This window comes from Paenarthrobacter sp. TA1.8 (assembly GCF_048595705.1).
Classification (GTDB): Bacteria; Actinomycetota; Actinomycetes; order Actinomycetales; family Micrococcaceae; genus Arthrobacter; species Arthrobacter nitroguajacolicus.
The window spans coordinates 3832136-3845197 of the sequence record NZ_CP184287.1 but is presented as its reverse complement, the minus strand read 5'-3'; the positions used below and the strand labels follow the sequence as shown (position 1 = coordinate 3845197).

Here is a 13062-nt window from a genome sequence, read left to right as displayed (position 1 = left end):
CCAATCACTCGTTGGATGCACTGGTACAGAGCAAGTTCAGGCTGGGCCCTGCTGGCCGGCCCGTCGTTTCGCGCCGGGAACAGCATCTATATCCTTAAGTGATGAGTGACGTAGCGCGTTCCACCATCGCCTTCGAAGGGCATTTCGCACGGGAGCTCCCGGAGCTGGCTATTCCTTGGCATGCGGAGGAGGCCCCGGATCCGCAGCTGCTGGTGCTCAACCAGCCACTCGCCGTCGAGCTTGGTTTTGATCCTGACTTTCTCCGGAGCCCGGAGGGCGTTCGGCTGCTGGTCGGCAATGCCCTGCCGGAGGAAGCGACTCCGGTGGCCCAGGGCTACGCCGGTCACCAGTTCGGCTGGTACTCGCCGCGTTTGGGGGATGGGCGCGCCCTCTTGCTCGGCGAGGTTTCCGGTGCAGACGGGACGCTCCGCGACATTCATCTCAAGGGTTCGGGGCGCACCCCGTTTGCCCGGAATGGTGATGGCCAGGCGGCGATTGGTCCCATGATGCGCGAGTACATCGTGAGTGAGTCCATGCATGCCCTGAACATTCCCACCACCCGGTCCCTCGCGGTGGTGGCCACAGGGCGTCAGGTTCAGCGGGAGACTCTGCTGCCGGGGGCCGTTCTGACCAGGGTCGCCAGCAGTCACCTGCGTGTGGGCAGTTTCCAATATGCCAGGGCATCCAATGACATGGATCTGCTGCGCCGGCTTGCTGATCATGCGATCGAACGCCACCACCCGTCGTCGGCTGATGAAGCAAACCGCTACCTGGAACTCCTCAAGGGCGTCATTTCAGTGCAGGCGAAACTTGTGGCGCAGTGGATGCTGGTCGGATTCGTGCACGGTGTCATGAACACGGACAACATGACGGTGTCCGGTGAAACCATCGACTACGGTCCGTGCGCCTTCATGGAGGGTTTCGATCCTGGTGCGGTGTACAGCTCGATTGATGAGATGGGACGCTACGCCTACCGCAGCCAGCCGGTGGTGGCGGAGTGGAACCTTGCACGTTTCGCCGAATCGATTGCGGCCCTGATCCACCAGGATGAGGAGCAAGCGGTACACCTTGCTGTCGAGGCGCTCAATGGATTCCGCCAGGAGTACAGCGCCACGTGGTTCAACGGCATGAAGGCCAAGCTTGGGCTGCCTGAGGAAATTGACGACGACGTGGCCTCACCTTTGGTGGATGACCTCCTTCAGCTGGTTCAGGAGGCGCGCGCGGACTACACCTCGTTCTTCCGGAGCCTTGGAAAGGCAGCCCGCGGGGAGGCTGAGCCCGCGCGTCGGCAGATCCTGGACCTGGCCGCCTTCGATGCATGGTTGGAACGCTGGCGGGCACTCAATCCGGATGCCGAAGCCATGGACAGGGTCAACCCGATCTATATTCCACGGAACCACTTGGTGGAGGAAGCCCTTGCCGCCGCAAGCGAGGGGGACACAGGCCCTACGGAGCGCTTGCTGGCGGCCGTGTCCGACCCGTTCAGGGAACGCCCGGGCATGGAGAAGTACGCCGAGCCTGCCCCGGAAAGCTTCGGCCCCTACCGGACGTTCTGCGGAACTTAAGGAACGCTGCATGAGGAAAGCAAAGGGCAAGCGACCCGAACGGCGTCGCTTGCCCTTAACTTGTTGTTCGCGTGTTCTAGCTCCAGACGGCCCGAACCACCATGTCTGCGCCTGCAGCCAAATGGTGGCCGGTGTGGCCTGCATCGAGAACGCACACGTCCTCGGATTCAGCGGCGCCTGTTGATACGAGGCACTCTGCTGCCCTGAAACTCAGGAGGTCTACGGGGAGGCTGTCGCCTATTTGAAGTTCACTCATGATGCCCTTTTTTGCTCGTCCGGGCGTCACTCTCAGTGTCTACGGCCCGGTACTGTCGTTGGAGATTTCTCTTTGGGACGCCGGACTTCATCAGCGGATAACTCCATACTGCTAGATAGACGAGCTTTCGTCTACGCGGGGTTACCTAACACTTAGTTGAAATTTGTGTGGCGCACGATTGCCAGAAGCTCTTCGCGGAGGTCCTCGGAGTCCAGGTTGATGGCTGCGAGCACATTGTTTTCTTGGCGGTGGGACTGCTCCAGCAACGTCAGGCCTAGGTCGGTAATGGATATCAGCTGGCTGCGTCGGTCGAATCGATTGGGTTCACGACGGATGAAGCCTCGCGATTCAAGCCTGGTAAGCAGCGGGCCCATGGTTTGGGCTTGCACCCGGACGCTTTTTGCCAGATCTCCAGGCGTGATAGGCCCTGCCGTGGCAACGGCATCAAGAGTAAGTACCGCCGGATAGGTCAACCCCAGCGGGCGTAGTTTGTCGTTCCATGCAAGCTCCACGAGCCGCGCTGCCGTGGACAGCAGTCGGCTGGTTGGCCATAGTTCCATATCAGGCATTCAGGCACCCCCACGCTTGTAAGAATAGTCAGCTTACTTACTAAGGCTACATCAGGCCTGCTGCGTTGAAAGTTGACCCGTGGTGGAAGCTTGTGGACTTGTCCGTTAGATGGCGGCTAGTTGGCGTCGGTGAAGTTTTCCGGCGTTTGTGACAGCTTAAGCGGCGGGGGAGTTTGTAGGCGGCGGTGCTCCCTGGGCTGCTCGACAGTCGGTCTGGCTAGGCGAGCGAGAGGAAGAGCTTTTCCAGGTCCTTCTTGTCCATAGTTGCGTCTTCTTGCACAATGCACTGCTCAAGGCCCGTTGCGATGATGGCGAACCCTGCCCGGTCCAGCGCCTTTGATACAGCTGCGAGCTGCGTGACGACGTCCTTGCAGTCCCGGCCTTCTTCAAGCATGCGGGTGACTGCGGACAGTTGCCCTTGGGCTCGCTTGAGCCGGTTGATGACAGGGGTCAGTTCTGAAGGATTGAGTTCCATGGGTTTCTCCAACTATTGATAACTTCCCCCAATCTTATACCCCCTAGGGTGTTTTGACTACCCCTGGGGGTATCTGTAATACTCGGTGGGGTATCCACCCGACCCCTTCCGAGAGGCCAACCATGACTTCCGCTTCCGCGGCACCGACCGTTACTGCACTCGCCCCTGAAACTCTCCAGTCCTGGTTCCAAGAGCACCAGGACCTCGTGGTGATTGACGTGCGTTCCGCCGCTGAGTTCGAATCCATGCATATCCGTGGCTCCTACAACGTGCCCCTGCCACTTTTGTCCGAGCACACGGATGAACTCGCCTACCGCCTGAGCTCCCGCGTGGTCCTGGTCTGCCAGTCCGGCGTCCGAGCCGAGCAGGCCCGCCAGCGTCTTGCCAAGGCCGGAATCGACACCGCCTACGTCCTGACCGGCGGCGCGCCCGGTTTCGCCGCCGCCGGCGGTGACGTGGTCAAGGGCAAGGATCGCTGGGACCTTGAGCGGCAGGTCCGCCTTGTGGCCGGTTCCCTCGTGGTCCTGGGCCTGGCCGGCGGCAAGTTCATCTCCCCGAAAATCCGGATGCTTGCCGGGGTCATCGGAACCGGACTTACGTTTTCCGCGGCCACCAACACCTGCGCTATGGGCAAGGCCATCTCGGCCATGCCGTGGAACAAGGCCGCCACGGAGCCCACCCGCGAAAGCGCCATCCTTGCCCTGCCCATCAACACCGAGGTTAATGCCGAGGCCAAGGCATCATGACCTTTACCCTGCTCCTGGTTCTTGCCCTCTCGGTGGTGATCGGACTCTCGCTCGGCGTCCTGGGCGGCGGCGGATCCATCCTGACAGTCCCGATCCTGGTCTACGTGGCCGGTTTCGAAGCCAAGGAAGCGATCGCAGCCTCCCTGTTCGTCGTCGGCGTCACCTCCGCCGTGAGCGTGATCAGCCATGCCCGCGGGGGCAGGGTGATGTGGCGAACCGGCCTGATCTTCGGGGCGGCCGGCATGGCTGGCGCATTCGTCGGCGGTCTCCTGGGCGGGCATATCCCCGGCCAGATCCTGCTCATCGCCTTCGCCATCATGATGGTGGCCACCTCCGTGGCCATGCTCCGCGGCCGGAAAAAGAAGAACGACGACGGCGCCGCGCCGGTCAAGCACGAACTGCCCATTGGGCGGGTGCTGCTCGACGGGGCCATCGTGGGGCTCATCACCGGCTTGGTCGGCGCAGGCGGCGGATTCCTCGTGGTCCCGGCCCTGGCGCTGCTCGGCGGGCTGCCGATGTCCGTTGGCGTAGGCACCTCCCTGGTGGTCATCGCCATGAAGTCCTTCGCCGGGCTCGCCGGATACCTCACCACCGTCCAGCTCGACTGGGGCCTCACCCTCGGCGTGACCGCTGCCGCCATCATTGGCTCGCTCATCGGCTCCAAACTCGCCGGCCGCATCCCGGAAGACGCCTTGCGCAAAGCCTTCGGCTGGTTCGTCCTGGCCATGGGAACCTTCGTCCTCATCCAGCAAGCCCCGGCCGACCTGCAATGGTTCATCGCCGCCGGAGTCGCAGCCCTCGCCGCAGCCACTGCGGGCATCTGCTGGTTCTTCATCAGCTCGTGCCCCCTGCGCAGCCGCACCGGCCGCCGCAGCCAAATCCCCTCACCCGCCTGAACTCATCACCACCAAGGAGAACACCATGGGCCTCATCAGTTCCCTGAAAAAAGCCTTCAGCAAGCCCTACACAACGCTCTCGGTTGCTGAGGCCAAGGACCTCCTGTCCTCAGGCGCCGTCCTGATCGATGTCCGCTCCGCCCAAGAATGGCGCTCCGGACGGGCTCCACAGGCCAAGCACATCCCCCTGGACCGACTGCAAACCAGCCCTGCCGGAATCAATAAGAACAAACCCGTGATCGCCATCTGCGCATCCGGAGTCCGCTCCGCCTCGGCCGCCCGGCTCCTTGCCTCCCAGGGGTACCAGGCCTACTCCCTGCGCGGCGGCATGAGCGCCTGGCGCGCAGCCGGCGAACCCATCCGCTAACAACAGCCCACTATTTCGAAGGAGAACCCCATGGCTGAAATCACCATAACCGAAACCGACCAGCGACGCACAAGCGCCCGCATCCTCGATGTCCGCGAAGACTTCGAAGTCGCCGAAGGCATGATCCCCGGCGCCCTGCACATCCCCATGGGCCAACTGCAGGCACGCCTGTCAGAACTGGACCCGGCAGTGCCCGTCATTGCGGTCTGCCGCAGCGGCAACCGTTCAGCCCGCGTGGCCGACGCCCTCAACGGAGCCGGCTTCACCGCCGACACCATGGCAGGCGGCATGACCGCCTGGACCCGCGCCGGCCTCCCCACCATCTGACCCCCTCCGGTCCCCGCCACCACCAAGGCGCCTTCCACCTACAACGCCCGAAAGGACAAGAAAGACGATGGCAACCATCGACATCACCGAAAAGAGCTTCGCCCAGACCCTGGAGAGCAACGAAATCGTCTTCGTTGACTTCTGGGCAGCATGGTGCGGCCCGTGCCGCATGTTCGCCCCCACCTACGGCAAGGCCGCAGAACGGCACCCGGACATCACCTTCGCCAAAGTCGACACCGAAGCCGAACAGGCCCTCGCCGCAGCAGCGAGCATCACTTCCATCCCCACCCTGATGGCCTTCAAGGACAAAACCCTGGTCTTCTCCCAGCCCGGGGCCCTCAACGCCACCGGCCTCGAAGAAGTCATCCAGGCCGTCAAGAACCTGGACATGAATGAACTCCGCGCCCAGGCCGGACCCCAGAACGCCTGATGCAATGCCATGCGACCATGCGTATCGCCCGCAACCTGGTTGCAGGATACCCCCGGGGGTATCTATACTGGATTCAGGACAACCCCCAAACCCCTTTCAACCGAAGGAGATCCCCAGATGCTTATCGAACGCATTTACGATGAAGACCTCGCCCAGGCCAGCTACCTGATCGGATGCCAGGCCAACGGCACCGCCGTTGTGGTCGACGGCCGCCGCGACATCGCCGTCTACCAGGAACTCGCTGAGAAGAACGGCATGAAGATCATCGCCGTCACCGAAACCCACATCCACGCGGACTACCTTTCCGGCACCCGCGAACTCGCCGCCGCCACCGGCGCGAAGATCTACGTCTCCGGCGAAGGCGGACCGGACTGGCAGTACGAATTCGATGGCGAACGCCTCTACGACGGCGACAAGATCACCATCGGCAACATCAGCATCGAAGCCGTGCACACTCCGGGCCACACACCCGAGCACCTTTCCTTTCTGGTCACTGACGGTGCGTTCAGCGACCAGCCCGGCTACCTGCTCTCCGGTGATTTCGTCTTTTCCGGCGACCTGGGACGTCCCGACCTGCTGGACGAGGCAGCCGGCGGGATCGACACCCGCTTCGAAGGCGCAAAGCAGCTCTTCGCCAGCCTGCGGGACAAATTCCTGACCCTGCCGGACTACGTCCAGGTCCACCCCGCACACGGCGCCGGAAGTGCCTGCGGCAAAGCCCTCGGTGCCATCCCCTCCTCCACCGTGGGTTACGAGCGGCTCTACTCCTGGTGGGGCCCCTACCTCGCAGCCAACGACGAACAGGGCTTCATCGACGAGCTCCTCGACGGCCAGCCCGACGCGCACGCCTACTTCGGACGGATGAAGCGCGAAAACCGTGAAGGCCCCGCCGTCATGGGAGAACGCGCACCGCTTGAGGAACTGGACACTGCAGACGTCGCAAAGGACCTGGCGGCGGACAAAGTCACGTTCATCGACACCCGCCCCAACAGCGAAGTCCACGAAGGCACGGTAGCCCGATCCCTGAACGTACCGGCCGGGAAGTCCGTGGCCAGCTACGGTGCATGGGTAGTAAACCCCGAGACCGACAAGAACCCTCTGGTACTGCTCGCAGCAGAACAGGAACAGGCCATGGAGATGTGGGACCACCTGGTCCGGGTCGGCATCGACAACGTCGCCGGCTACGTCACCAGCATCGAGGGGCTCCCCATGACTACCCCGAAGCTGATCCAGCCAGAAGAGCTGCAGGGCTTCGACGCCGCCATGGTCGTGGACGTCCGCAACCGCAGCGAACACACCGCCGGTAACATCCCCGGCTCGTACCAGCTCAGCGGCGGCCGGATCATGTGGCACCTGGACAAGCTCCCCACAGACGGAACCATCGTGACCTACTGCCAGTCCGGCGTCCGGAACTCCGTCGCAGCCAGCGCCCTGCGCCGGGCCGGATACGACGTCGTCGAACTCGACGGCAGCTACGCAGCCTGGGACGCTTTCCAGCAGACCCGACAGAACGCCGTCTCAGCAAAGTAGCCATAAGACCGCCCGGGCAGGACCCCCCTCCTGCCCGGGCCCGCCCGGACGCGTCCCCCATGCGTCCGGGCACCTTTATGTTCCCGGCACGAAAGCGAGTACCCAGGAATGGCCAGAACAAAGGCGGAAAGCGCGATGCACTCCACCCGCGCCGCACTGGGCCTGCGACAGAACCTGGCACAGTTCATGCTGCTGGTGGCAGTGAACGCCCTGGTGGGTGGAACGCTGGGCCAAGAGCGCACCGTGCTTCCCCTTCTCGCTTCGCAGACCTTCCACCTGGACCTTTACACAAGCGCCCTGACCTACATCCTCGCGTTCGGTCTGTCCAAGGCCGCGATGAACTACTTCGCGGGCACACTCTCTGACCGGTACGGCCGCAAACCCGTCCTCATCACAGGATGGCTGGTAGCGATCCCCGTGCCGCTCATGCTCATCTACGGCCCGTCATGGGAATGGATCGTTGCCGCAAACGTGTTCCTCGGAGTCAGTCAAGGCCTGACTTGGTCCACTGCCGTCATCATGAAAATGGACCTGACCGGTCCGAAACAGCGCGGCCTCGCCATGGGCCTGAACGAAGCAGCGGGCTACCTCGGAGTCGCCTTCACGGCCCTCGCGACCGGGTACATTGCCTCCGCGTATGGCCTCCGGCCTGGCCCGTTCCTCCTCGGCGCGGCCTACATCGCTCTCGGGTTAGGCCTATCAGTCCTGACCATTCGCGAGACCCACCACCATGCCAAGATGGAAGCCTCCCAGCACGTAAGTGCACACAGGAGTGCCGACTCCGGCCTCACCACGGGACAGGTTTTCACCCTCACCAGCTTCAAAGACCGCTCACTCTCCGCGGCCAGTCAGGCAGGACTGGTGAACAACCTCAACGACGGCCTCGCCTGGGGCCTCTTTTCCGGTCCTCTTCGTTACTTCCGGGCTAAACCTGAACCAAGTCGGGATCTTGGCCGCCGTTTACCCCGCGGTCTGGGGCGCCGGGCAGCTCTTCACCGGTGCCGCCTCAGACCGATGGGGCCGCAAATGGTTCATTGTGGCCGGCATGATCGTCCAAGCCGCGGGACTCGCCATAGTCGCCGCCTCTCACAGTTTCGGGGCCTGGCTTATCGCCGCTGTCCTCCTCGGATTCGGAACGGCCATGGTCTACCCAGCCCTCCTGGCCGCCATCGGGGACGTCGCCCATCCCACCTGGCGTGCACGCTCCGTCGGGATCTACCGGCTCTGGCGCGACGGCGGCTTCGCCGTAGGAGCACTCCTGTCAGGTCTTCTCGCAGATCTTTATGGGATACCCGCAGCCATCGCGACCGTCGCTGCACTCACAGCAACCTCCGGCCTGGTAGTCGCCGTCCGAATGCGCGGCAACGACCACATAACCGGTTAGGCACTGGTCCTATGGCCAACACGCCAGCCCCGAATGGCTCGGCACCAGCGCACTACCTGTCAGCGGTCAGCTGGAGACGGTCACGACACATAGGACAGACTTCACGTTCCCGAGAGTCAATATTGCCTGCTCCGGCTAGCCTTCACATTCTGTGCAGTACTTCTGCCCGTTGGTTTCCCTTGCGAGTTGGCTGCGGTGGTGGACCAGGAAGCAGGACATACACGTGAACTCGTCGTTCTGAATGGGGACGATCTCAACCTGAAGTTCCTCGCCGGAAAGGTCAGCGCCGGGAAGTTCGAAGGCGTCAGCCAGCTCCCCTTCGTCCAGGTCAATCGTGTCCGTACGTGTAGCGCCCTTGGCAGGTGCCAGCTCGGCCAGAGGCAATGCCAGTTCCTCTTCGGGCAGCGCCCGCGGTGCGTCGTAATCGGTGGCCAAAGCGGTAAACCCCCTTGTAAAAGTGCCTGTTTGGTTATGTGCGCACGTTGTAACTCGGGCTGCCCGTTTTGTATTCCCCACGCGGCGAGCCGGCGACGCGTCGCTGGAACCGCAGATTGGCTGGAACCCAAGAAGGACCTATGGGAGGCCCCACTTGCCTTGCAAACTACCGGGTTTAGTCTTCGCCGAATACCTCTTTCGCGACTTTGATGGCAGACATGGCTTTGGGCCAACCGGCGTAGAAGGCCAAATGGATGATTGCCTCTTTGAGTTCGGTCTCGGTCAGTCCGTTGGTCCGTGCCTTGGAGAGGTGTCCGCGAAGTTGCTCGGTGCTGCCACTGGTGATCAAGCTGGCAACGGTGACCAGGCTTCGCTCCCGGGGGGAAAGCTCTTCTCTTTCCCATATGTCGCCGAAAAGAACTCCGTCTGTGAGCTCGACGAGTTTCGGGGCGAAGTCGCCGATGAGTTGCTGTGCCCTTGTCTGCTGTGACTCGCTCATAAATGATCCTTTCGGGAATGCCTGGTGCTGTGGATTTGTGCTCAGCTTTTCTGCCAGCCCTAAAATGCCGAGAGAAGTCCAGTGCGTTTCAGCCAGGACTCGACGTCGGCTCCAGCGTCGCGGACTTCCTCGCCTCTGACTGCCAATCCATCTGCGATAGTTGCGCCACGGCAGGATTGTCCGTAGTCGCGCGCGGTGTTGCCCAGTCCGCTCATGGCATGGGTGGTGACCGGGTATACGGTCTTGCCGGTGAAGTCGTAGCTTTCGGTGAAGGTGGTCATGATCAGTGGAGCCCTGACGTTCCAGATTCCGCTTGCTAGAAGCACGGTGTCGTACTGCTCGATGGAGGGCAGTGGGTTGCTGATCGCAGGACGGGAACCTTCGTCCTGCTCGCGTACGTTCCGGGCCACAGTGGCGTCATAGCTTTCCGGGTACGGCTCTGCTGCCTCGATGCGGTGTACCTCGCACGGTATTAGGTCTTTGATCATGCCGACCAGTACCTCGGTATTGCCGATCTCCATGTTGGTTCGGCCGCCGTAGTAGTAGTTTTCTCCTGCCCGGGAAAAGTAGGCGGTCAAGACACGTTTACTGCTTTGGTCGGGCTGGCCGGTGCGGGGGGATGACGACGGCACTGTGGCACTTCCTTGGGTTGTGCACCCCGCCGAGGCTGTGGCCAGCAGGGTGCCTGTCAGCCCTGCGGCCGCCCCACGAAGGGCGGACCGACGGCTGATGCTAAAAGGGCTCGTGGCCATGGGATACCCGTCTTTTAGTTGTAGCGACGCCCGCCGAGCCAGCCAACCATGGCAGGGTCGCGGTGGTCGAAGAAGAGGCTGGCCCCGGTGTCCAAGGTTGCAATCGTGCTCATCTGATCCTCGGCGAGGGTGAAGTCGAAGACGTCCAAGTTCTGGGCCATCCGCTCAGGCCGGACGGATTTGGGGATGACCACCACGCCGCGCTGGATGAGCCAGCGGAGCACCACCTGTGCCACGGATTTACCGTGGGCATCAGCGATGAGACTGAGCACAGGATCGGTGAAGATGTTGTTCTTGCCTTCAGCGAATGGCCCCCAAGACTCGATTTGGACGCCACGCTCTTGCATCAACTCCTGGTCTGCGGCGCGTTGGTGGAAGGGGTGAGTCTCGATCTGGTTTACGGCCGGAACGATCTCGTTGTGGTCAATCAGATCAACCAGGCGGTCCGGGTGGAAGTTGGATACACCGATGGCGCGGGCAAGTCCTTGCTTGTTCAGGTCCTGCATGGCCCGCCATTCGCTGTAGTAGTCCCCAAGTGGCTGGTGGATCAGGTAAAGGTCGAGGTAGTCCAGTCCAAGGCGGTTCAGGGAGTTCTGGAAGGAACGTTTGGTCTCGTCGTAGACGCTGCCCGTTGGTGCATGCTGGATCCACAGTTTGGTGGTGATGAACAGTTCCTCGCGAATGATTCCGCTTGCTTTGATGGCGGCGCCGACGGCGTTTTCGTTGCCGTAGGAGGCCGCTGTGTCCAAGTGTCGGTATCCGGCGGCGAGTGCTGCTTCGACAGCTGCCTGCGTATCCTCCTCGGGAATCTGGAATACACCGAAGCCCAGGATTGGCATTTCCACGCCGTTGTTGAGGGTGACGTTCTTCATTTGTGTTCCTTAATGTTGTTGGTTGAGGGCTTTATTCATGGGTGGCGGTGTTAGCCGCCTGATAATCGTGCTCGCTGACCGGTTCAAGCCATGTCGCCGTATGTCCGTCCTCATGTTCAACAAGGGCAAGATGGCACATGAGGCTGTCCTGTGTTGCGCCATGCCAGTGTTCCTCACCGGGCGGGGTGTAGACGGTGTCCCCTGCCCGCATGAGGATGACGTTGCCGTCGCGGGTGGCTACCAGTCCCAGACCATCTGTGCAGTGCAGCGTCTGACCAAGGGGGTGGGAGTGCCAATGGGTGCGGGCTGCGGGACCAAAGCGGACCATGGCAGAGTTCAGCCGTGAGGGATTCTCAGCAGAATGCACGGTGTTGAGATGCACGTCGCCCGTGAATTTGTCGGTGGGTCCTTTAGTACTTGGGCCTGGAATAGCGAGGCGCATGATGAGACGGTGTCCTTCCTTGAACGGGTCCTATTCAAGACAACCAGCCCTTTTACTGGGGTGGGAGGGCCTGTTGTACGGTGTACTGGCAGTTCCTGTTAGGCCGTTCCGCTTTCGCCGTAGCCTAGGAGGCATGGACAACACCAATGACGTCCGCGAGTTCCTTATGAGCCGCCGGGCACGCATCACCCCGGCCCAGGCAGGGCTGCCCGCCTATGGGGGAGTCAGGAGGGTAGCCGGTCTTAAGCGCGAAGAAGTAGCTATGCTCACGGGCGTTAGCACCGAGTATTACGCCCGGCTCGAGCGGGGAAATCTTCGTGGTGTGTCCGACTCCGTTCTTGACTCTTTGGCCCGAGCCCTGCGGCTTGATGAAGCGGAACGCGCCCACTTGTTTGATCTGGCCAAGGCGGCGGTGCCCACCCCAGCGGCAGCCTCGCGGCGTCCCCGTGCGGAAGTACGCCCAAGCATCGAAAGAGTCTTGGCCGGGATGACCGGGACGCCCGCCTACGTCCGGAACGCGCGCATGGACGTCGTAGCCGCCAACGGTTTGTGTTTCGCTCTGTACACCGACATCCTCAGCCCCGAAAAGCTTCCGGTGAACCTTGCCCGTTTCATGTTTTTGGATTCCCGGTCCAAGGACTTCTTTGTCGACTGGGATACTCTCGCCGACGACTTCGCGGCGGCGATGCGCACAGAATCCGGCCAGAATCCACGGGATCGCGCGTTGAACAGTCTCATTGGCGACCTGGCCGCCGGCAGCAGCGAATTCTCAACGCGTTGGGCACGTCACAACGTCCGCTTCCACCGCACTGCCCGCAAAACAATGCGCAACCAGCTCGTCGGGGAAATCGAACTCACCGGCGACGCACTGGAGCTCCCCGGCGAGGGGCTAACCCTGATCGCCTACTCCGCCGAACCGGGAAGTCACGCCCAAGATCAACTCGACTTCCTGGCCAGCTGGAACGCCAGCAACAAGAACCAGACCAAAGCACCAGTCATTCCGCCGAAGGCCTGACTAGGAAAGGTCGAAAGCCGAACGTCCTGCGCCCCGCTCGGCGCCGTGCACCTGCAGGGCGTGGCGCATGGCTTGGCGGTTGTCTTCTGCGAGTTCAGGTTGGTCGGCGACTCGGTAGAGGTCCGCTGCCCACTGAAATTCATCGGCAGCAGCGCGGAAGCGGGCTTCGTCGAAAAGTCGCCTGCCTATGTGGTGGCGAACGTAGGCTTCCTCTTCCGGCGACCGGACTGTTCGGAGCGCTTTTTCATGGAGCACGGCGGCCTCGTGCCACCGGTACTGACGCTGATTGATCTGGGCAAGGACCAGCAACAGCTCCCGGCGGTCAGGTGTGTGGGGGAGTAGTTTGAAGCCTTCGTCCAAGGCCTCGGTGTCCCGGCCAAGTAGCGCAAGATACCTAATGCGTTCCACGGGAGGACACTCGCCTGCTAACGCAGCTTCCAGGGCTTGACGGTCGATCACCACGTCACGAAACGTGGCAGGATCAGTACGCCAAAGACTTGCA

17 protein-coding genes and 1 pseudogene are annotated in these 13062 nt (G+C 62.1%); 9 read left to right on the top strand and 9 right to left on the bottom strand.

Features of this window, described 5'->3' with window-relative positions; translation table 11 throughout:
• Positions 1 to 101: 101 nt before the first annotated feature.
• Positions 102 to 1565 carry a protein adenylyltransferase SelO gene (locus ACNAOT_RS17930; protein ID WP_420178824.1) on the top strand — a complete coding sequence of 488 codons (1464 nt, stop codon included), beginning with the start codon at positions 102 to 104 and terminating at the stop codon, positions 1563 to 1565.
• 76 nt (positions 1566 to 1641) lie between these two features.
• Here ACNAOT_RS17930 and ACNAOT_RS17925 read toward each other — a convergent pair whose 3' ends face one another.
• The 3 genes from ACNAOT_RS17925 to ACNAOT_RS17915 form a co-directional block, all read right to left on the bottom strand.
• Positions 1642 to 1821, bottom strand: coding sequence for a hypothetical protein (locus tag ACNAOT_RS17925; protein ID WP_420178823.1), 180 nt, complete (start codon positions 1819 to 1821; stop codon positions 1642 to 1644).
• A 152-nt stretch (positions 1822 to 1973) separates the two neighbouring features.
• On the bottom strand, positions 1974 to 2390 hold the full coding sequence (locus tag ACNAOT_RS17920; protein WP_420178822.1) for a MarR family winged helix-turn-helix transcriptional regulator: 417 nt from the start codon (positions 2388 to 2390) through the stop codon (positions 1974 to 1976).
• Between the two features lie 217 nt (positions 2391 to 2607).
• On the bottom strand, positions 2608 to 2865 hold the full coding sequence (locus ACNAOT_RS17915) for a metal-sensitive transcriptional regulator (protein WP_420178821.1): 258 nt from the start codon (positions 2863 to 2865) through the stop codon (positions 2608 to 2610).
• A 122-nt stretch (positions 2866 to 2987) separates the two neighbouring features.
• Here ACNAOT_RS17915 and ACNAOT_RS17910 point away from each other — a divergent pair, with 122 nt between their 5' ends.
• The 7 genes and pseudogenes from ACNAOT_RS17910 to ACNAOT_RS17880 all read left to right on the top strand — a co-directional run bounded on the left by ACNAOT_RS17910 (position 2988) and on the right by ACNAOT_RS17880 (position 8545).
• The gene (locus tag ACNAOT_RS17910) at positions 2988 to 3611 is read left to right on the top strand and encodes a rhodanese-like domain-containing protein (RefSeq protein WP_420178820.1); all 624 of its coding nucleotides are present in this window, start codon (positions 2988 to 2990) and stop codon (positions 3609 to 3611) included.
• Positions 3608 to 4507: a sulfite exporter TauE/SafE family protein gene (locus ACNAOT_RS17905; protein ID WP_420178819.1), complete on the top strand. Its 900-nt coding sequence runs from the start codon at positions 3608 to 3610 to the stop codon at positions 4505 to 4507. The genes ACNAOT_RS17910 and ACNAOT_RS17905 overlap by 4 nt, the downstream gene beginning before the upstream one ends.
• A gap of 25 nt (positions 4508 to 4532) precedes the next feature.
• Positions 4533 to 4874, top strand: coding sequence for a rhodanese-like domain-containing protein (locus ACNAOT_RS17900; protein WP_420178818.1), 342 nt, complete (start codon positions 4533 to 4535; stop codon positions 4872 to 4874).
• 30 nt (positions 4875 to 4904) lie between these two features.
• The gene (locus ACNAOT_RS17895; RefSeq protein WP_420178817.1) at positions 4905 to 5201 is read left to right on the top strand and encodes a rhodanese-like domain-containing protein; all 297 of its coding nucleotides are present in this window, start codon (positions 4905 to 4907) and stop codon (positions 5199 to 5201) included.
• A gap of 67 nt (positions 5202 to 5268) precedes the next feature.
• Positions 5269 to 5631, top strand: coding sequence for a thioredoxin (gene trxA, locus ACNAOT_RS17890; protein WP_420178816.1), 363 nt, complete (start codon positions 5269 to 5271; stop codon positions 5629 to 5631).
• Between the two features lie 117 nt (positions 5632 to 5748).
• Positions 5749 to 7161, top strand: a complete 1413-nt coding sequence (locus ACNAOT_RS17885) for an MBL fold metallo-hydrolase (RefSeq protein WP_420178815.1) — start codon at positions 5749 to 5751, stop codon at positions 7159 to 7161.
• Positions 7162 to 7269: 108 nt separating this feature from the next.
• Positions 7270 to 8545, top strand: a pseudogene (locus ACNAOT_RS17880) (MFS transporter).
• A 135-nt stretch (positions 8546 to 8680) separates the two neighbouring features.
• Here the strand turns inward: ACNAOT_RS17880 and ACNAOT_RS17875 are convergent.
• The 5 genes from ACNAOT_RS17875 to ACNAOT_RS17855 form a co-directional block, all read right to left on the bottom strand.
• Complete coding sequence (locus ACNAOT_RS17875; RefSeq protein ID WP_420178814.1) at positions 8681 to 8980, bottom strand: DUF4193 domain-containing protein; 300 nt, start codon at positions 8978 to 8980, stop codon at positions 8681 to 8683.
• A 175-nt stretch (positions 8981 to 9155) separates the two neighbouring features.
• Complete coding sequence (locus ACNAOT_RS17870) at positions 9156 to 9479, bottom strand: carboxymuconolactone decarboxylase family protein (RefSeq protein ID WP_420178813.1); 324 nt, start codon at positions 9477 to 9479, stop codon at positions 9156 to 9158.
• Positions 9480 to 9538: 59 nt separating this feature from the next.
• Positions 9539 to 10111, bottom strand: a complete 573-nt coding sequence (locus ACNAOT_RS17865) for a flavodoxin (protein WP_420178812.1) — start codon at positions 10109 to 10111, stop codon at positions 9539 to 9541.
• 134 nt (positions 10112 to 10245) lie between these two features.
• Positions 10246 to 11103: an aldo/keto reductase gene (locus ACNAOT_RS17860; RefSeq protein WP_420178811.1), complete on the bottom strand. Its 858-nt coding sequence runs from the start codon at positions 11101 to 11103 to the stop codon at positions 10246 to 10248.
• A 31-nt stretch (positions 11104 to 11134) separates the two neighbouring features.
• Positions 11135 to 11545 carry a (R)-mandelonitrile lyase gene (locus ACNAOT_RS17855; RefSeq protein ID WP_420178810.1) on the bottom strand — a complete coding sequence of 137 codons (411 nt, stop codon included), beginning with the start codon at positions 11543 to 11545 and terminating at the stop codon, positions 11135 to 11137.
• A 133-nt stretch (positions 11546 to 11678) separates the two neighbouring features.
• Here ACNAOT_RS17855 and ACNAOT_RS17850 point away from each other — a divergent pair, with 133 nt between their 5' ends.
• The gene (locus ACNAOT_RS17850; protein WP_420178809.1) at positions 11679 to 12560 is read left to right on the top strand and encodes a helix-turn-helix transcriptional regulator; all 882 of its coding nucleotides are present in this window, start codon (positions 11679 to 11681) and stop codon (positions 12558 to 12560) included.
• Here ACNAOT_RS17850 and ACNAOT_RS17845 read toward each other — a convergent pair whose 3' ends face one another.
• Complete coding sequence (locus ACNAOT_RS17845) at positions 12561 to 12968, bottom strand: hypothetical protein (protein WP_420178808.1); 408 nt, start codon at positions 12966 to 12968, stop codon at positions 12561 to 12563.
• Between the last annotated feature and the right edge of the window lie 94 nt (positions 12969 to 13062).

Excerpts from the sequence above, each read along its gene's own strand:
- ACNAOT_RS17930 (WP_420178824.1), top strand. The coding sequence starts at position 102 with ATGAGTGACGTAGCGCGTTCCACCATCGCCTTCGAAGGGCATTTCGCA.
- ACNAOT_RS17925 (WP_420178823.1), bottom strand. The coding sequence starts at position 1,821 with ATGAGTGAACTTCAAATAGGCGACAGCCTCCCCGTAGACCTCCTGAGT.
- ACNAOT_RS17920 (WP_420178822.1), bottom strand. The coding sequence starts at position 2,390 with ATGCCTGATATGGAACTATGGCCAACCAGCCGACTGCTGTCCACGGCA.
- ACNAOT_RS17915 (WP_420178821.1), bottom strand. The coding sequence starts at position 2,865 with ATGGAACTCAATCCTTCAGAACTGACCCCTGTCATCAACCGGCTCAAG.
- ACNAOT_RS17910 (WP_420178820.1), top strand. The coding sequence starts at position 2,988 with ATGACTTCCGCTTCCGCGGCACCGACCGTTACTGCACTCGCCCCTGAA.
- ACNAOT_RS17905 (WP_420178819.1), top strand. The coding sequence starts at position 3,608 with ATGACCTTTACCCTGCTCCTGGTTCTTGCCCTCTCGGTGGTGATCGGA.
- ACNAOT_RS17900 (WP_420178818.1), top strand. The coding sequence starts at position 4,533 with ATGGGCCTCATCAGTTCCCTGAAAAAAGCCTTCAGCAAGCCCTACACA.
- ACNAOT_RS17895 (WP_420178817.1), top strand. The coding sequence starts at position 4,905 with ATGGCTGAAATCACCATAACCGAAACCGACCAGCGACGCACAAGCGCC.
- trxA (WP_420178816.1), top strand. The coding sequence starts at position 5,269 with ATGGCAACCATCGACATCACCGAAAAGAGCTTCGCCCAGACCCTGGAG.
- ACNAOT_RS17885 (WP_420178815.1), top strand. The coding sequence starts at position 5,749 with ATGCTTATCGAACGCATTTACGATGAAGACCTCGCCCAGGCCAGCTAC.
- ACNAOT_RS17870 (WP_420178813.1), bottom strand. The coding sequence starts at position 9,479 with ATGAGCGAGTCACAGCAGACAAGGGCACAGCAACTCATCGGCGACTTC.
- ACNAOT_RS17860 (WP_420178811.1), bottom strand. The coding sequence starts at position 11,103 with ATGAAGAACGTCACCCTCAACAACGGCGTGGAAATGCCAATCCTGGGC.
- ACNAOT_RS17855 (WP_420178810.1), bottom strand. The coding sequence starts at position 11,545 with ATGCGCCTCGCTATTCCAGGCCCAAGTACTAAAGGACCCACCGACAAA.
- ACNAOT_RS17850 (WP_420178809.1), top strand. The coding sequence starts at position 11,679 with ATGGACAACACCAATGACGTCCGCGAGTTCCTTATGAGCCGCCGGGCA.